At 66.0% G+C, this 17,323-nt stretch carries 19 protein-coding genes; 1 reads left to right on the forward strand and 18 read right to left on the reverse strand.

From position 1 onward, the window contains the following. Nucleotides 1-152 precede the first annotated feature (152 nt). Complete coding sequence (locus tag AC56LK_RS01275) at nt 153-476, reverse strand: TfoX/Sxy family protein (protein ID WP_497182754.1); 324 nt, start codon at nt 474-476, stop codon at nt 153-155. 115 nt (nt 477-591) lie between these two features. Between AC56LK_RS01275 and AC56LK_RS01280 the strand changes: the two genes are divergently transcribed. Next, nucleotides 592-1,005, forward strand: a complete 414-nt coding sequence (locus AC56LK_RS01280) for a hypothetical protein (RefSeq protein WP_497182755.1) — start codon at nt 592-594, stop codon at nt 1,003-1,005. 6 nt (nt 1,006-1,011) lie between these two features. Here AC56LK_RS01280 and AC56LK_RS01285 read toward each other — a convergent pair whose 3' ends face one another. From AC56LK_RS01285 to sdhC, 17 genes are all read right to left on the reverse strand, one after another. After that, nucleotides 1,012-1,362, reverse strand: coding sequence for a DUF3147 family protein (locus tag AC56LK_RS01285; RefSeq protein ID WP_497182756.1), 351 nt, complete (start codon nt 1,360-1,362; stop codon nt 1,012-1,014). Nucleotides 1,363-1,366: 4 nt separating this feature from the next. Beyond that, nucleotides 1,367-1,741, reverse strand: coding sequence for a hypothetical protein (locus tag AC56LK_RS01290; RefSeq protein ID WP_497182757.1), 375 nt, complete (start codon nt 1,739-1,741; stop codon nt 1,367-1,369). Between the two features lie 23 nt (nt 1,742-1,764). Continuing rightward, nucleotides 1,765-4,863 (reverse strand): efflux RND transporter permease subunit, encoded by a 3,099-nt coding sequence (locus AC56LK_RS01295; protein WP_497182758.1) that lies wholly within the window; start codon nt 4,861-4,863, stop codon nt 1,765-1,767. Nucleotides 4,864-4,869: 6 nt separating this feature from the next. Beyond that, the gene (locus AC56LK_RS01300) at nt 4,870-5,979 is read right to left on the reverse strand and encodes an efflux RND transporter periplasmic adaptor subunit (RefSeq protein ID WP_497182759.1); all 1,110 of its coding nucleotides are present in this window, start codon (nt 5,977-5,979) and stop codon (nt 4,870-4,872) included. A 2-nt stretch (nt 5,980-5,981) separates the two neighbouring features. Beyond that, a complete protein-coding gene (locus tag AC56LK_RS01305) occupies nt 5,982-6,530 on the reverse strand; it encodes a hypothetical protein (RefSeq protein ID WP_497182760.1) in 549 nt (182 codons plus the stop codon). After that, a complete protein-coding gene (locus AC56LK_RS01310) occupies nt 6,527-7,735 on the reverse strand; it encodes a TolC family protein (protein WP_497182761.1) in 1,209 nt (402 codons plus the stop codon). Before AC56LK_RS01310 ends, AC56LK_RS01305 begins: the two co-directional genes overlap by 4 nt. An 85-nt stretch (nt 7,736-7,820) precedes the next feature. Continuing rightward, on the reverse strand, nt 7,821-8,204 hold the full coding sequence (locus tag AC56LK_RS01315) for a hypothetical protein (RefSeq protein ID WP_497182762.1): 384 nt from the start codon (nt 8,202-8,204) through the stop codon (nt 7,821-7,823). 44 nt (nt 8,205-8,248) lie between these two features. Next, nucleotides 8,249-10,222, reverse strand: a complete 1,974-nt coding sequence (locus tag AC56LK_RS01320; protein ID WP_497182763.1) for a TonB-dependent receptor — start codon at nt 10,220-10,222, stop codon at nt 8,249-8,251. Between the two features lie 81 nt (nt 10,223-10,303). After that, on the reverse strand, nt 10,304-10,612 hold the full coding sequence (locus AC56LK_RS01325; protein WP_497182764.1) for a hypothetical protein: 309 nt from the start codon (nt 10,610-10,612) through the stop codon (nt 10,304-10,306). A gap of 134 nt (nt 10,613-10,746) precedes the next feature. Further along, nucleotides 10,747-11,151, reverse strand: coding sequence for a GFA family protein (locus tag AC56LK_RS01330; protein WP_497182765.1), 405 nt, complete (start codon nt 11,149-11,151; stop codon nt 10,747-10,749). Nucleotides 11,152-11,168: 17 nt separating this feature from the next. Continuing rightward, nucleotides 11,169-12,047: a PhzF family phenazine biosynthesis protein gene (locus AC56LK_RS01335; RefSeq protein WP_497182766.1), complete on the reverse strand. Its 879-nt coding sequence runs from the start codon at nt 12,045-12,047 to the stop codon at nt 11,169-11,171. Nucleotides 12,048-12,147: 100 nt separating this feature from the next. Then, nucleotides 12,148-13,449, reverse strand: a complete 1,302-nt coding sequence (gene gltA / locus AC56LK_RS01340; RefSeq protein WP_497182767.1) for a citrate synthase — start codon at nt 13,447-13,449, stop codon at nt 12,148-12,150. A 67-nt stretch (nt 13,450-13,516) separates the two neighbouring features. After that, nucleotides 13,517-13,807: an FAD assembly factor SdhE gene (locus AC56LK_RS01345; RefSeq protein ID WP_436105001.1), complete on the reverse strand. Its 291-nt coding sequence runs from the start codon at nt 13,805-13,807 to the stop codon at nt 13,517-13,519. Nucleotides 13,808-13,942: 135 nt separating this feature from the next. Beyond that, nucleotides 13,943-14,653 (reverse strand): succinate dehydrogenase iron-sulfur subunit, encoded by a 711-nt coding sequence (locus AC56LK_RS01350; RefSeq protein WP_436105000.1) that lies wholly within the window; start codon nt 14,651-14,653, stop codon nt 13,943-13,945. 51 nt (nt 14,654-14,704) lie between these two features. After that, nucleotides 14,705-16,483 (reverse strand): succinate dehydrogenase flavoprotein subunit, encoded by a 1,779-nt coding sequence (sdhA, locus tag AC56LK_RS01355; protein ID WP_497182768.1) that lies wholly within the window; start codon nt 16,481-16,483, stop codon nt 14,705-14,707. 2 nt (nt 16,484-16,485) lie between these two features. Further along, entirely contained in the window at nt 16,486-16,854 is a 369-nt protein-coding gene (gene sdhD, locus AC56LK_RS01360; RefSeq protein ID WP_497182769.1) for a succinate dehydrogenase, hydrophobic membrane anchor protein, read from the reverse strand. A 2-nt stretch (nt 16,855-16,856) separates the two neighbouring features. Continuing rightward, on the reverse strand, nt 16,857-17,282 hold the full coding sequence (gene sdhC, locus AC56LK_RS01365; RefSeq protein WP_497182770.1) for a succinate dehydrogenase, cytochrome b556 subunit: 426 nt from the start codon (nt 17,280-17,282) through the stop codon (nt 16,857-16,859). Nucleotides 17,283-17,323 lie beyond the last annotated feature (41 nt).

Genomic DNA, 17,323 nt, shown 5'->3' on the forward strand with positions numbered 1-17,323 from the left:
CTTTTTAGGTTTTCGAGGCGTGCAGTTCGCCTGCGTGGCAAACCCAGGGATTGTAGGTGCGTGGAGGGGCCGCACTGCATGTGAAAAATGCAAGGGCTTATGAATGGGAGTCATGAATCAGGGCACCTGATTCATGGGAAGGCTGGCGCCGGCTAGGGCTTCTTCTTGGGCCTGGGCAAGGGCATCAGGGCCGCGGTTTCCTCGATCAGGCGGCGCAGCGCCTCCGGATCGTCGAGCAGTTCGTCGGCGATGGGGTAATCCTTGGCCTCGGGGTAAGGCGGGCCTTTCGGCAGGTCAGGCGCGAGCGTCTCGACCGCCCGCGAGGGTTTGATGAACAGGCTGTTGTCGCAGGCGAAGGCGACCACCTTGCCGTCCAGGTACAGGGCGTATTCGCCGAACAGCTTCTTGTGCGTCAGCCGGCTGCCCAGCCCGGCCACCTCGGTCACGTAGTCCACGAAGCTTCGTTCGGTTGCCATGCGCTGTCCTTGTCGTTTATCCGGCCCACATAATAATGCAAGCCTTCATGCGGGCTTAAGCATTTGGCACATGGTTCAGCTACAGTCGGCTGCTCATCAACTCTGCCCTATGCCAATGAAAGCCAGGTTCCTGACGATCCTCGTGCCCTTGGCGGCCGGCCCGGCGCTCTTCGTTCATGCGGATGCCCCGCCCGCGCCGTTCGCCGCTCCCCTTGAACAGCCTGCGCCGCGCAGCTTCAGTGCGCGCCCGAGCGACGAGGCGATCAAGGCGGCAGTCCGCGCCACGCTGGACGAGATGCCGGCCGCCCCCCTGCCGGCCAGCGGCACCGCGCTCAGCGGCGGGCCCTACCGCGAGTTTGCGCGCAAGTTCTCGGACGCGGAAAAGCCGCACTGCATGGGGCCGAACGCGCTCAAGCACCAGCCGGCCGGCTTCAGTACCAAGAACTGGAACTTCGGTTTCGGCGGTCTGGCTGCACTGCCCTTCTGGGGCGCCGCCATCATGCGCGGCAAGTGCAGCTGGAACCGCTGAGCAAGCTCAGAGCAGCTCGATCCCGAAGCGTTTCACAGACAGCGCGAACAGCCAGAAGCACAGCACCGTGATCAGGGTGCAGGCGCCCAGGGTCCACCAGAAGCCGAGCCGCGGCAGCAGCCACGGGAAAGCCAGGAACATGGGCAGGGTCGGCAGCACGTACCAGAAGGTGTACCAGGCGTGGTTGGCAACCCGCGCCGCCGGCTGGTTCTCGATGTGCAGCCAGACCAGGGTCAGGATGGTGATCAGGGGCAGGGCCGCGATGAAGCCGCCGATGCGGTCGCTGCGCTTGGCGGCCTCGGAGACGAGGACCACCACGGCCGCCGTCAGCAGGTACTTGGTGATGATCCACTTCATCGGCTTACTTGACCGAGAAGCGTACGCTGACGGTCTTCTTGTCCGCGAAGGTCACCGCCGCCACGGCCTTGCTGCCCTTTTCAAGCTTGGCCTCCCCCTTCACGACCAGGGTATTGTCGCCGCCGGATTCGAGCGGCAGCTGGGTCTTCTGCGTGCCCTTCAGCACGGTCAGGGTGCCGGTCGCGCCCCCGGTCTGCTTGTTCCGGCCGTGGTCGTCCACATAAATGGTGGCGCTGCCGTCCCTGGCCACCAGCTCGAAGGACAGGTCGCCCGCCGCCTGCACGATGCCGCCGTGCTTCGGCTTGGCGCCGTGTGCGAGGGCCTGGCCCGACAGGATGACGCCGGCCGCGAGTGCTGCGACTGAAAAGATCTTCTTCATGGTTCTACTCCTGACAATATCGGTTAATAAGTATCGCTGCTTTTTTCCGCCAGCAGCCGTTCCAGCGGACGCCGCCCCAGCTTCCAGAAGATGAGGGGCGTGAGCAGCGAATCGAGCAAGGTGGAACTGATCAGGCCTCCGAAGATGACGACGGCCACCGGATGCAGGATCTCCTTGCCCGGCGCATCCGCCGCCAGCAGCAGCGGCGTGAGCGCGAAGGCCGCGACCAGCGCCGTCATCAGCACCGGCGTCAGGCGCTCGATCGAGCCGCGCACGATCATCGGCCAGCCAAAGGTTTCGCCCTCGAACTTGCAGAGGTTGATGTAGTGACTGACCTTGAGGATGCCGTTGCGGGTCGCGATGCCGGCCAGCGTGATGAAGCCGACCATCGAGGCGACCGACAGCGACACGCCCGCGATCCACATCGCGATGACGCTGCCGACCAGCGCGAACGGGATATTCCCCATGATGACCAGCGCCAGGGTCGAGGACCGGTAGCGCGAATACAGCACCAGGAAGATCAGCAGCAGCGAAGCCAGCGACAGGCCGGCGATCAGCCGCTGCGACTGTTCCTGCGCCTGGAACTGGCCCTCGATGCTCACGAAGTAGCCGCCTGGCAGCTGGGTTGCCGCGACGGCCTTGCGTACGTCCTCGATGATGTTCGACATGTTGGAACCGTCGGTGTTCGCATACACGACGATGCGGCGGCGTCCGTTCTCGCGGCCGATCTGGTTCGGGCCGTCGCCCTCTTCCACGGTGGCGACGCTCGAGAGCGGGATCGGCCCCGCCGGCGTGTTGAGCATCACGCGGCCCAGGTCCTGCGGCGAGCGGTCGGCATCGGCCAGGCGCAGCACCAGGTCGAAGCGGCGCGCGCCGTCGATCACCTGGGTCACGCGGCTGCCTTCCGACAGCGCCTGTAAGGCCTGCAGCACGTCGCCTGCAGCCAGCCCGTGCTGGGCCGCCTTGCGGTAGTCGATGCGCACCTTGACCTGCGGGATCAGGACCTGGCGCTCGACCGAGAGGTCGACCAGGCCGTGCCCGCCCGCCAGACGCCCTTGCAGCCCGTCGGCCAGGCCACGCAGGGTATCGAGATCGTCGCCATAGATCTTCACGGCGATCTGTGCGCGCACGCCGGACAGCAGGTGGTCGAGGCGGTGCGAGATCGGCTGGCCGATCGCCACCGATGCCGGGATGCTCGACAACTGGTTGCGGATGCTCGCCATGACTTCTTCGCGGCTGCGTTCGGACGGCTTCAGGTCGACGTCGATCTCGGACGAGTGCACGCCCTCGGCATGCTCGTCCAGCTCGGCGCGGCCGGTGCGGCGCCCGACCTTGCTCACTTCAGGCACTTGCGCAATCAGGGTCTCGGCCAGCGCCCCCATGCGGTTGGCCTCCGCCAGCGAGGTCCCGGGCGTGAAGCTCATGCCCATCACCAGCGAACCTTCGTTGAAGGCCGGCAGGAAGGCGCGCGGGAAGAAGGGCACCGAAGCCGCGGCAGCCAGTACCAGGATCAATGCGCCGGCCAGCACCGGGCGGATGCGCGGCAGCGACCACGCCAGCGCGGCCGTATCCCATTGCTTCAGGCGGCGCACGATCGGGCTGTCGCCGCGGTGCAGGCGCTTCATCTTCGGCAGCAGGTAGTAGGCCAGCACCGGCGTGACCGTCATCGACACCAGCATCGAAGCCAGGATCGAGGCGATGTAGGCGATGCCCAGCGGCGCGAACAGGCGGCCCTCGATGCCCGGCAGGGCGAACAGCGGAATGAACACCAGCACCACGATCACGGTGGCGTAGACGATCCCGGAGCGCACCTCGACCGAGGCATGCCAGATCGTTTCCAGCACCGACGGTCCGTTTTCGCCGCGCTCCTTCAGCCGGCGCATGATGTTCTCGACGTCGACCACCGCATCGTCGACCAGCTCGCCGATCGCGATCGCCAGGCCGCCCAGGGTCATGACGTTGATCGACTGGCCCAGCAGGTGGAAAGCGAGCGCCGTCACCGCCAGCGACAGCGGGATCGCCACCAGCGAAATCAGGGTGGTGCGGGCGCTGAGCAGGAAGGCGAACAGCACGATCGCCACCAGGATGGCGCCATCGCGCAGCGCCTCGACCACGTTGCCGATCGAGGCGTCGATGAAGTTCGCCTGGCGGAACAGCACCACCGGCTGCGAAATGCCGGCCGGGAGGCCCTGCTTGAGCTCCGCCAGCGCGGCCTCGATGTCGTGCGTCAGGCGCACGGTGTCGCCGGCGGGCTGCTTCTGCACGCTGACGATCACCGCCGGCTTGCCGTTCATGCCGGCGTCGCCGCGCTTGAAGGCCGGCGCGTAGGCCACGCTCGCGACCTGCTCGAGCAGTACCGGCATGCCATTGCGGAAGGCCACGGCCAGGCCCTGCACGTCCTCGAGGCGGGTGGTTCGGCCCAGGTTGCGGATCAGGTACTCGCGGTTGTTCAGGTCGATGAAGCCGCCGCTGGTGTTGCCGGCGAAGCCGCGCAGCGCATTCGTGACCTGCTCCAGCGAGACCCCGAACTGCGCCATCCGCGCCGTATCGGGCTGCACGCGCAGCTGGCGCACTTCACCGCCGATCGGGATCACCTGCGACACGCCGGGGATCGACAGCAGGCGCGGACGCAGCACGAAGTCGGCGTACTCGCGCGCCTTCATCGGGTCGGTCCTGGCCACGTCGATCGGCAGCGCAATCAGCATGATCTCGCCCATGATCGAGGACACCGGTCCCATCATCGGTGAGATATTCCCGGGCAACTGCTCCTTGACCAGGGTGATCCGCTCGGACACGAGCTGGCGGTTGCGGTAGACGTCGGTGCCCCAGTCGAACTCCGCGTACACGATGGACAGGCCGACGCCCGACACCGAGCGCACCCGGGTCACGCCCGGCATGCCGTTGAGCGAGGTCTCGATCGGGAAGGACACCAGCTGCTCGACTTCCTCGGGCGCCATGCCGCCGGCCTCGGTGAGCACGGTGACGACCGGCTTGTTCAGGTCGGGGAAGACGTCGACCGGGGTGCGCCAGGCGCTCAGGGCGCCATAGACCATCAGCAGCAGCGCCGCCGCCAGGACGAACAGGCGGTTGCGCAGGCTGAATCGGACGATTGTATTGAACATGGTCGCTTACCTGATCTGGTTGATCAGCGAGGTGCCGCTGACCACGACCCGGTTGTCGGCGCTGAGTCCGCGGGTGACGATCACGGTGCCCGCATCCAGCGCGGTCGCCTCTACCGGCAGCGCGATGAAGCGCTGGGCGCCGGACTTGATCCACACCACGGTTTCATTGGCCGGGTTGCGGGCCAGGGCCGCCGCCGGCAGGGCGATGCCCTTCACCGTCGTGTTCAGCTTGGCCAGCACGGTCACCGGCTGCCCGACCGCCAGGTCGAGGTTGGCGCCGCGCGCACGGAAATTCAGCGGCAGCGCGCCCTCGCGCAGGCTGCGCCCGCCGCCGAGCAAAGTGAGCTCGACGTCCGCCACCTCGGCCAGGCTCGCGCTGCTGATCTTGCGCGCGAGCGAAGCGTCGCTGGACAAGGCTTCGACCAGCATGCGTTGCGGATCGACGATCTCGAATAGCACCTCGCGTGATTCCACCATCTGCCCGTTCAGCACCGACGCGCTGGCGATGACGCCGCTGGCGGGAGCAACGATGTTTTCCACGCCGCCGATCGACTTCGCCACGGCGCTTTCCTGGCCGATGGTGGAAGCCAGTTCGGCCTGGGCCGCTTCGATTTCCTTGGCCGGCACCACGCCTTCCAGCGACTTGAGGCGCTGGACACGCTTGTCAAGCAAGCCGCGATTGGCGCGCAGTTCGGCCAGCTGGGCCGCCTGGTTGCCGCGTTCGATGGCGTCGCCGGTCGGACGCAGGCGCGCCAGCACCTGGCCCTTGACGACGCGCTCGCCGGCTACCGGCAAGCCCTTCGGGCCGGGCGCGATCTGGCCCGCGAACGGCGCCTGCACCCGGCCCCCGGCGTTCGGATCGATGGCCGCGCGGCCGTTGAGCAGCACCGTGCGCGCGAATTCTCCCTCTTTGACCATCAGCGTGCGCACGCCCATGCGGCGCTGCGCCAGCTTCGGCACGTTGACGCTGCCGTCCGGCAGGCGCGCCAGGCCGCTGGCGCTGCCCGCCGCTTTTTCATCGAGGTGCTCGCCGTTCGGGCCATGCGCGCCCGGGGAGGCCAGCAAGGAAGTCGTGAAGAGGCCGGCAAGGAGGCCGGCAAAGATGCGTTGTTTCATGTTCAGGCTTCCTTGCGTCGACGGATGCGGAGCACGACGACGAGCGCCGCGACCAGGACAAGTGCTGCAATGGCGGCGAACAGCCAGGGCCGCCAGGCCGGATGCGCGTGGCCATGGTCGTCCGCTTCGGCGCCGACCTGCAGCGTCCCTTCGAGCAGGTCGCTCTCTTCTCCCGCGACCAGGGTGAACAGCAGCGGATGCGCACCCGGCTTCGAAATGGCGGCCAGCAAAGCCGGATCGTCGACGGCGTAATCGCCCATATCGGCATGGAATTTCGCGGTCGCCTTCAGGTTCTTGTACTGGACTTCCAGCCTGCCGTTCAGGACCGGTTCATTGGTCTCGTAGCGGTCGATCATGATCGACAGTTCGCCGCCGGAGAGCTGGCCCACCAGTTCGAAGGCTTCGGTGAAGGTTTCCAGGCGCGGAACGACGGCGCCTGGGGCCGCCGCCGGGGCGTCGACGTGTTCGCCGTTCGGCCCGTGGGCGCCGGGGCCGGCGAATGCCGCCGACATGGCGAGCATGGCGGCGGCGAAGAAGTTCAGGTATTTCATGGAAGGATTCCTAGTGCTTGATTGAGTTGCGCATGGGCGTGCCCGATGGCGACTTTTTGTTGGGCCACGGCGACGTCGGCCTCGTGGGTCAGCGCGCGCGAGCGCAGCAGCTCGGCCAGGCCCCGCTCGCCCTGGCGGAAGGCCTTCTCGAACAGCGCGGTGTGCTCGTGCAGGGCCTTGGCGCGGGCGATCGCGTCGTCCAGCGCGCCCCTGGCATTTGCCAGCCGCGCGCGTGCCACCGCGAGCTCGGCGCCGCTTGCCGCCTGCGCCTCGGCCGCTTCGGCGGCCGCGGTCGCGATCACGGTCCGGGCCTGGGCTTCGACGCCGCGGTTGCGCGCGGCGCTGCCGAAGGGGATCTGCAGGGCGACGCCGACGCTGCGCGCCGGCTCGCGCCAGCTGCGCTCTTCCTCGCGGCGCACCGACAGGGCGATGCTTGGCGGCGCCGCGCGGCTGGCTTCCGCCAGGCGCAGGGCGGCGCGGGCGCGCTGCTCGGAGGCCTGCGCCGCGGCCAGGCGCAGATCGGACGGCGCATCGCGCTCCTGCAGGGGCTCCGGTTCCAGCGCGGGCAGTTCCGGCAAGCCGGTCGCTACCTGGAAGCGGGCCAGGGCCTCGGTGGCGGCGGTGCGGGCCTTCCCGACGTCGATGCGCGCGGCCAGCACCTCCTGCTCGGCGAGCAGCCCGTCGCTGCGCGCCAGGTCGCCCGCCTTGACGCGGCGCTGTACCTCGTCGGCCAGGCCTTCGAGGTGGCGCAGGTGATCCTGCTTCTCTTCCAGCGTGACCTGGGCGGCGGCGGCTTCCCACATCCGGTTGCGTACCAGGCCGGCCACGGCCAGGCGGGTCTCGGCAAGCTGGGCGGCGGCTTCCTCGCTACTGCGTGCGGCCAGCGCTTCGCGGGCCGACTTCTGGCCCGGGAGCCAGAACGAGGACGAGACCGAGATCTCGGATTCGCGCCCCTCGCGTTCGGACCCACCCTCGTCCCTGCGCTGGGACAGGCCAAGCGAAGGAGCGGACGCGAGCCAGGAGCCGGCGCTGGCGCGGCCGGCGGCGGCCTCGTCCTGGCGCGCTTCGATCGTGCGCGCGGCAGGCGCGCGCTGCCAGGCGCTGTCGACGGCGTGTTTGAGTGTGACTGGCGGTGCGGCCTGGGCCCAGCATGGCAGGGCGAAGGCGGCACCGGCAAGGTAAAAGGACAGGCGGCTGGTGCGCATGTGTTCTCCATCGGATGATCATGAATCACCGGGAGAGGCGCACGGGCGCGACGATGTCGCGCTTCAGCCGTCGATCAAGCGTCGATCAGGCGTGCGGCATTCCCCCGGCAGCGTGGCCGAGGGCGTGGCGAGGAGGTTTTCGTGGTCCGTCCAGGAAGGGTTCGGGTGCCGCCCGCGCAACGAAGGGCGCCGGCTCCGACACCTGCTGTTCCGGCGGAACCGTCAGCGAGGGAAGGCTGCAGCTGATGGGCTGCGCGCAGGAATGTTCGTGGACGTGGGCGAAGGATTCGTCGGATTCGTCGTAGTGCACCGAACCGTCTTCTGCGTGGTGATGGTGGTGGACGCCCTCTTCGTGCACGAGTTCATGCGCCAGCGATTCGCCTCCATAGGCCTGCGGCAGGCCGCCCTGCATGGCGAAACCATACAGGGGAACGCACAGCAGCAGGAGAAGGTAGATAAAGCGGCGCACGAGGGAATCCCGAAGAGTGCGCCGATTATAGCAGCGTACCGCCCTTAGAAGGCTGCGCGCACGCCGACCGTGAGGTTCCGTCCCGGCAGCGGCGCGATGTCCTTCAGCACCGAGGTCGAGATCCGGATGTCCTCGTCGAGCAGGTTCTTGCCGATGATAAACCAGGTCAGGTCCACGTTCTGGAAGCGCTGGGTGTACGACAGGTTGGCGTCGAGCTGGGTGTAGGCCGGGGTCGGCGTCGATTCGAAGGAGGCCAGGCGCTCCTGCTTGAACGCGCGCAGCACCGAGACGCCGCCGCGCAGCGGCCCCTGGCGGTAGCCGGCTTCGAGGCCGATCCGCTTGGCCGGCTGCAGCGGCAGGCTGCCCGCATCGTCCAGCGAACCGCGCGACAGGTCGCCGAAGGCGCGCAGCGCCAGGCCCTGGGTGTGCGGGTGCTGGTTGTAGCTGATCTCGGCCTCCATGCCGCGGATCGTCGCATTCGCCTGGCGGAAGATGCGCTCGCGCAGTTCGTCGCCCGGATTGCCTTCGTCGTCGAGCAGGGTGTCGTTGACCTCGCCATAGATGAAGTCGCGCACGCGGTTCTGGAACAGGTTGGCCTGCCAGCGCACCAGTCCCTCGACCTTGCGGAACGAGAGCTCGATGTTACGCGAGGTCTCCTTCTTGAAATTCGGATTGCCGATGTCGAAGGTCAGGGTCGATTCGTGCGGCCCGCCCGAGTACAGTTCGTCCGCGGCCGGCGCGCGCTGCGCCACCGAGGCGGTGAGGCCCACCGTGTAGTCCCTGGCGAGCGGCCACACCGCGCCCGCCGAGTAGGACAGCAGGTCGAAGCTGCGGCGGCGGGCGCCTTCCGGTTCGCGTTTCACCGATTCCACCCGCACGCCCGCGTTGACGCGCGTCTTGCCGAACTGGCGCTGCTCGACCAGGAAGGCGGCATGGGTATCCGATACCGTCACCGGCACCGTCGCCGATTCGCCGCTGTCCGCGCTCAGGCCGGAAAAGCGGGTGTGCTCGGTCTGGACGCCGAAGCTGCCTTCCCAGCCCGCCAGCGGCTTGTGGGCCATTTCCAGGCGCGTTTCCGTCGAGCGGTTGGCGAACACGGTCTCCGGGCCGCCTTCGGCATTCAGTTCGACGTGGCCGTAGTCGGTATGGCCGGCCTTGAAGCGCAGCTTCTCGAAGCCCGGCAGCGGTGCATCCAGCTGGCCGTCGATGTCGTAGCGGGTCTGGTCGAGGTCGATCTTTGCGCCCTCGCCGCCCGGGATGCCATAACGTTTCTTGAGCGAGCTGACCGAGGCGCCGAGGTGGCCGCGCTCGCCGATGTACGAGGCGCCCGCGCCCAGGGTGTGCTGGCGGAGCTCCGAGTTGGCGAGCGTGTCGCCATCGGGAGAACCCGGGATGTGGTAAGCGCCGGCGTCGCGCCCGCTGCCGTCGACGTGCAGGGCGACCTTGCCGGCCGCGGCATCGCCCGAAAACGAGACGGCGCGGCCGTGGTCGACGTTGCTGTAGCGGGTCTCGACCACGCCGGTGGGCTTCTCATGAAGCTCGGTCGGGATGCGCTCGTTGACGACGTTGACCAGGCCGCCGATCGCCCCCGAGCCGTACAGCAGCGCCGCCGGCCCGCGCAGGATTTCGATCTGGCGCGCGGTGGCGGCTTCGCCGGTGACGGCGTGGTCGTTCGACAGGCCGGACAGGTCGGACACCGACATGCCGTTTTCCAGCACCTTGACGCGGTTGCCTTCCAGGCCGCGGATGATCGGACGCGATGCGCCGGCGCCGAAGGCCGAGGCGGACACGCCGAGTTCATTCGACAGGGTGTCGCCCAGCGAGCTGCCGAGTTTCGTGCGCAGTTCGTCGCCGGCCAGCACCTTGGCCGGCGTGAGGATCTGGTCGCCTTCGGCGGCATTGAAGGGGGTAGCGGTGACGACGACGGTCGCGACCGGCTGGCTGGTGGTCTGGGCAAACGAGAACGGTGCGAGGGCGGCCAGGACCGCGCTCGCCAGGATAGTACGCTGGACGTGCATGATGAATTCCTTGAAACGAAAACTGAAAGGACGCGCGTGCACAGGCAATGCCGGCGCACAGCGGTCAGGAAAGTCAGGACATCAGGCGACGGGGGGAGCGCGGGAAGAGAAATACGGCGTGAACGGCGCATGCCAGGACTCGAATGCAGCCCACTGGGCCAGCACGCGGCCGGCCGGCAAGACCGCCGTGGTGCAGGCCGGGGTGTGCAGTGCCGGCGATACCGTGGCGGCATCGTAGGCCAGGCAGGAGTGCGGCACGGCCTTCGTGTCGGCCGGCGACGAGGCGTGTTTGCCGGAGTCCCCTGCCATGGCCACGTGCTGCGATGCGTGCGCGATCCGGTGCGCCAGGCCCTGCCAGTGCGCGCAGACCATCGCCAACGTCAGCATCATGACGATGACGAAGCGGGCGGACCGAATGCGTGGAAGGCTGGCGAACATCTGGTTTGACGAGGTGCCGGAACGTGGGCTGGTGCAGAAGGCAGCATTATAACGCTCCGGCTGGCACAATGGACAAGCAGGATCGCTTATGCTGAGTTGCGGTCGGCCGGGTGGTTGACGCCATCATTGGTCGGGACCTCGCCCAGGTCGAAAGGATTGACGCCCTCGAGGCAGCCCACGTTGTACCCGTACTGCTCCGGATTGGAGCGGCGCTGGTGGTGGGTGTAGATCCCGCATACCGAACAGAAGTAATGCTTCGCCGTTATGGTGTTGAACTGGTACAGCTTCAACACCTCGTGGCCTGTCACGATCCGGATGCCGGACAGCGGCACCGATGCCACGATGGCGCCCTTGCGGCGGCAGATCGAGCAGTCGCAGCGGCGCGGGTTCTCGATGCCGTTCGGCAGGCTCAGTTCGAGTTCGACCGCACCGCAGTGGCAGCTTGCGCGGTGCTTCGGCTGGATGAGGGTTGGCCCTACCTGCTTGATCATGTCGCCTCCTGTTCGGTTCATACAGAGAGTGTGCCGTCGATGCAGCTGACCGCATGGCCGCCGACCCGGATCGTCTCGTCCGAGATCGAGAGCCGCAGCACCCCGGCGCGCCCGACCATCTCACCTTGGGTGGCCAGCAGCTCGCTTCCGAAAGTCCCGAGCTGCCGGGTATGGAGCAGGTAGGCCGCCACGGCGCCGGTGCCGCTGCCGCAGACCGGATCTTCGTTGACGCCATGGGCCGGCGCGAAGGCGCGCACTTCGATGCCTGCCGTGCCGCCCGGGTCGTGCTCACCGAAGATGACGACGCCCGTATGCCTGCCCTTGATGTCCTGCGCCTTCATGCGCTGCAGGTCCGGTTCACAAGCCAGTACCGCCCGCGCGCTCGTCAACTGGGCAATCACCCAGCGTGCGCCGACATCGACCAGGTAGGGCACGACGTTCACTTCCAGGTCCGCGCCCAGGATCGATTCGAGTTGCGCGGCCTGGCCGGCGTCCAGGGCCGTCAAGTTTGGCGTGGGCAGCTCGAAGGAAATCCAGGGCGCACCCTGCCGTTCCTGCTCTACAGTCAGCTTGACCAGTCCGGCGGCGCATTGCTGCACCAGGACCCCCTCCTTTGCCCCAACGATGCCTGCTTCCAGCAGGGCATGCGCGGTGCCGATCGTCGGATGGCCGGCGAACGGCAGCTCGGCGCCGGGCGTGAAGATACGGACCTGGTAGTCCGCACCTGGCGCCGTCGGCGGCAGCACGAAGGTGGTTTCGGACAAATTGGTCCAGCTGGCGATCTGCTGCATCTGCCCAGCCGAGAGTCCGGCGGCATCCAGTACGACGGCGACCGGATTGCCCTTGAACGGGACGGTGGTGAAGACGTCGACGGTCTTGAGTGGCAGGCGTGGCATGCTGGTCTCCGGTGCGTGAAGAGAATGGCTGACCACTAGTGTACCGCTGCAAATAAAAAAGCGGACCGAAGTCCGCTTTCCTGACGACGCCGCGTAGTAATTAACGCTTGTCGATCGCCGGCACGTCGCGCACCGGCGAGCCCACGAACAGCTGGCGTGGACGGCCGATCTTCTGTTCCGGATCGGCGATCATTTCGTTCCACTGGGCGATCCAGCCGATGGTACGGGCCATCGCGAAGATACCGGTGAACAGCGAGACCGGGATGCCCAGGGCCGACTGCACGATGCCCGAGTAGAAGTCGACGTTCGGGTACAGCTTGCGCGAGACGAAGTATTCGTCTTCCAGCGCGATGCGTTCCAGTTCCATCGCCAGCTTGAACAGCGGGTCGTCCTGCAGGCCCAGTTCGTTCAGCACTTCGTGGCAGGTCTCGCGCATCAGCTTGGCGCGCGGGTCGAAGTTCTTGTACACGCGGTGACCGAAGCCCATCAGCTTCACGCCCGAGTTCTTGTCCTTGACCTTCTCGATGAAGGCCGGGATGTTCTCGACCGAGCCGATTTCCTTCAGCATGGTCAGTGCGGCTTCGTTGGCGCCGCCGTGCGCCGGGCCCCACAGGCAGGCGATGCCGGCAGCGATACAGGCGAACGGGTTGGCGCCCGACGAGCCGGCCAGGCGGACGGTCGAGGTCGATGCGTTCTGCTCGTGGTCGGCGTGCAGGATCAGGATGCGGTCCAGGGCGCGCACCAGCACGTCGTTGACCTTGTACTCTTCGCACGGGTTGGCGAACATCATGTGCATGAAGTTGGCGCTGTACGACAGGTCGTTGCGCGGGTACATGAACGGCTGGCCGATCGAGTACTTGTAGGCCATCGCGACCAGGGTCGGCAGCTTGGCGATCAGGCGGATCGCCGAGATCTCGCGCTGCTTGGCGTCGTTGATGTCGAGCGAGTCGTGGTAGAACGAAGCCAGGGCGCCGACGGTACCGACCAGCACCGACATCGGGTGCGCGTCACGACGGAAGCCACGGAAGAAGAACTGCATCTGCTCGTGGACCATGGTGTGCTTGGTCACGGTGTCGGTGAAGGTCGCCTTCTGCTGGGCGTTCGGCAGTTCGCCGTTCAGCAGCAGGTAGCAGGTTTCCAGGAAGTCGCAATTGACGGCCAGCTGCTCGATCGGGTAGCCGCGGTACAGCAGCTCGCCCTTGTCACCGTCGATGTAGGTGATGCTCGAGTTGCACGAGGCAGTCGACATGAAGCCGGGGTCGTAGGTGAACTTGCCGGTCTGGCCGTACAGCTTGCGGATGTCGATGACGTCCGGGCCGATGGTGCCCTTGTAGATCGGCATGTCGACCGACGGGCTGCCGTCGGAGAACGACAGGGTGGCTTTGGTATCAGAGATATTCATGGCACTTCCTTCTTGTGGGAGTGGATCTATAAACAAAAAACGAAACTGGCTGTAAGGCCCAGCTGAACTACGCCTGGCGCAGGCGCGCCAGCAGGGCGCGCACGTGCGGCTGGTCGACCTCGCCTTCAGGCTCGGTCCGGCCCAGCAGCAGGTCCATCAGCGGGTTGTCCGCCAGGTCGAGCAAGCGGGTCAGCGCATCGACTTCCTCGTCGCTCAATTCTTCTTCATGCGCATCCAGGAAGCGCGTGAGGATCAAATCGTTCTCGAGCAGTCCGCGGCGGGCGCGCCAGCGCAGGCGGGCACGGTTGGCGGGGTCGGATTGATGCGTTTTCACTAGAGTCCGTTGTTGGGTCAACATCATACTCCGTAGGCCGGGAATAGGCAGTACGGTACTTTTACTGTATTTGCGGAATCTTTACGGCCGGATGCCGCAAGTTGCGCGCACGGCGACACCGTGCGCGCCTTTGCATCACGCGTGAAACGGCGGAGCGCCTTAAATCGCGCGACGAACCAGCAGTTCCTTGATCTTGCCGATCGCCTTGTTCGGATTCAGGCCCTTCGGGCACACGTCCGTGCAATTCATGATCGAGTGGCAGCGGAACAGGCGGTACGGGTCTTCCAGGTTGTCCAGGCGCTCGTTGGTGGCTTCGTCGCGCGAATCGGCGATGAAGCGGTAGGCCTGCAGCAGGCCGGCCGGGCCGACGAACTTGTCCGGGTTCCACCAGAACGACGGGCACGAGGTCGAGCAGCAGGCGCACAGGATGCACTCGTACAGGCCGTCGAGCTCTTCGCGCTCTTCCGGCGACTGCAGGCGTTCCTTCTCCGGCTTGATCGAGTCGTTGATCAGGTAAGGCTTGATCGAGTGGTACTGCTTGAAGAAGTTGGTCATGTCCACGATCAGGTCGCGGACCACCGGCAGACCCGGCAGAGGACGCAGCACGATCGGCTGGGTCAGCTCATTCAGGTTGGTGGTGCAGGCCAGGCCGTTCTTGCCGTTGATGTTCATTGCGTCCGAACCGCACACGCCTTCACGGCAGGAGCGGCGCAGGGCCAGCGAATCATCGACGTCGGACTTGATGCGCTGCAGGGCGTCGAGCAGCATCTTGTCGGTGTCTTGCAGCTCGACGGTGACGTCTTGCATGTAAGGCTTCGCATCCTTGTCAGGATCGTAGCGGTAGATCTTCAGTTGGACGGTGCGTGCCATGTTTTTACCTGTCTTATCGGGCCGCGCCAGCCGGCGCGGCCCTTGGAAAAATTAGAAAGTACGGGCCTTCGGCTTGAAGGTGTCGACGGTCAGCGGCTTGGTGACCACAGCCTTGTACTCGAGACGGTTGCTATCCGAGAACCACAGGGTGTGCTTCATCCAGTTCTCGTCGTCGCGGTTCGGGTAGTCGCTGTGGGCGTGGGCGCCGCGCGATTCCGGACGTGCGGCGGCCGACACGATGGTCGCTTTCGCGGTTTCGATCAGGTTGTCGAGTTCCAGCGCTTCCACGCGGGCGGTGTTGAACACCTTCGACTTGTCCTTGAACGAGACGTGCTTGCGGCGCTCGTCGAGCTTCATGATTTCCTTGACGCCGGCATCCAGCAGTTCCTGGGTACGGAACACGCCGCAGTACTTCTGCATCGTGGCGCGGATGTCGTTGGCGACGCCCTGCACCTTCTCGCTGCCGGTCGAGGTCTCGAGGCGGTTCAGGCGATCCAGCGCGAAGTCGGCGGCGTCCTTCGGCATCGGCTTGTTGACCTTCTGCTTCAGGTTCGAGGCGACGACGTGGTTGCCGGCCGCGCGGCCGAACACCACCAGGTCGAGCAGCGAGTTGGTGCCGAGGCGGTTGGCGCCGTGGACCGAGACGCAGGCGCATTCGCCGATCGCGTACAGGCCGTTGACGATCTTCTGGCCGCCGGTACCGTCAGGAGCAACCACTTGGCCGTGGATGTTGGTCGGGATGCCGCCCATCTGGTAGTGGATGGTCGGGACGACCGGGATCGGTTCCTTGGTCGCGTCGACGTTGGCGAACTTGTGGCCGATTTCCAGGATCGACGGCAGGCGCTTCTTGATGGTGTCGGCGCCGATGTGACGCAGGTCCAGCAGCACGTGGTCCTTGTTCGGACCGCAGCCGCGGCCTTCCTTGATTTCCTGGTCCATCGAACGCGAGACGAAGTCGCGCGGCGCCAGGTCCTTCAGGGTCGGCGCGTAGCGCTCCATGAAGCGTTCGCCGTTCGAGTTGATCAGGATGCCGCCCTCGCCGCGCACGCCCTCGGTGATGAGAACGCCCGCGCCGGACACGCCGGTCGGGTGGAACTGCCAGAACTCCATGTCCTGCAGCGGCAGGCCGGCGCGTGCCGCCATGCCCATGCCGTCACCGGTGTTGATGAAGGCGTTGGTCGATGCGGCGAAGATGCGGCCTGCGCCGCCGGTGGCGAAGATGGTGGTCTTCGCTTCCAGGATCATGACGTCGCCGGTTTCCATTTCCAGGGCCATCACACCGACCACGTCGCCGTCGGCGTCGCGGATCAGGTCGAGGGCCATCCACTCGACGAAGAAGTGGGTGCGGGCACGCACGTTACGCTGGTACAGGGTGTGCAGCAACGCGTGGCCCGTACGGTCGGCCGCGGCGCAGGCGCGCTGGACCGGCTTTTCGCCGAAGTTGGCGGTGTGGCCGCCGAACGGACGCTGGTAGATGGTGCCGTCCGGGTTACGGTCGAAGGGCATGCCGAAGTGTTCCAGCTCGTACACGACCTTCGGTGCTTCGCGGCACATGAATTCGATCGCATCCTGGTCGCCCAGGTAATCGCCACCCTTGACGGTGTCGAACATGTGCCAGTACCAGTCGTCTTCGCTCATGTTGCCCAGCGAAGCACCGATGCCGCCCTGGGCAGCCACGGTGTGCGAACGGGTCGGGAACACTTTCGACAGCACCGCGACGTTCAGGCCGGCTTCAGCCAGCTGCAGCGATGCACGCATGCCGGAACCGCCGGCGCCAACGATGACCGCGTCAAAGCGGCGGGTAGGGATTGCAGTTTTGATAGCTGCCACGATTACACACTCCAGAGAATTTGCACGGTCCAGGCAGCGCAGGCGAGCAGCCAGAAGATCGTTGCCAGCATCAGGAACAGGCGCAGGCCTGCCGACTTCACATAGTCCATCCAGATGTCACGGATGCCGACCCAGGCGTGATAGAACAGGCCCAGGAAGGTCACCAGCGCGAACAGCTTGAACCACTGGCGCGAGAACAGCCCGGCCCAGCCTTCGTAGGTGAAATTCTGGCCGGTCAGGAAGGAGACCAGCAGGACGACGGTGAACACGGCCATCACGATGGCGGTGACGCGCTGCGCCAGCCAGTCCCTGACGCCGTAGTGGGCGCCGACGACGAGGCGGCGCGGTCCGATGTTATTCTTGTTTGCCATGATTAAAACACTCCGAACAGTTTCAGGCCAACCAGCGCGGTCAGCGCCAGGCTGATGACCAGCACCCAGCGTGCGGTCTTCTGGGCGGCATCCTTATCCAGGGCAAGGTGATTGTCCATGAACAGGTGGCGCACGCCGGCGACGAAGTGGTGCAGGTAAGCCCACGACAGACCCAGCAGGATGATCTTGGCAAACGGATTGCCAACGACGCCGCGGAAATGCTCGAACGAGATTTCCGACAGCAAGCTTTCCTGCAGCAGGTAGAGCAGGAATGGCAGGAACAGGAACAGACCGGCGCCGCTCACGCGGTGCAGGATCGACACGATGGCCGATGGCGGCATGCGATATTTACCCGTAATATCACCAATGCCAACGTTGCGGAACTCCGGCCGCCCTTTTTTTGCAGCTTCTCTCACGGCTTCGGACATGAAACACCTCCCTCTATGACGACAGTTTTTTAATGAACCCT

The sequence above is a fragment of the Telluria sp. ZB4P36 genome (assembly GCF_059685865.1).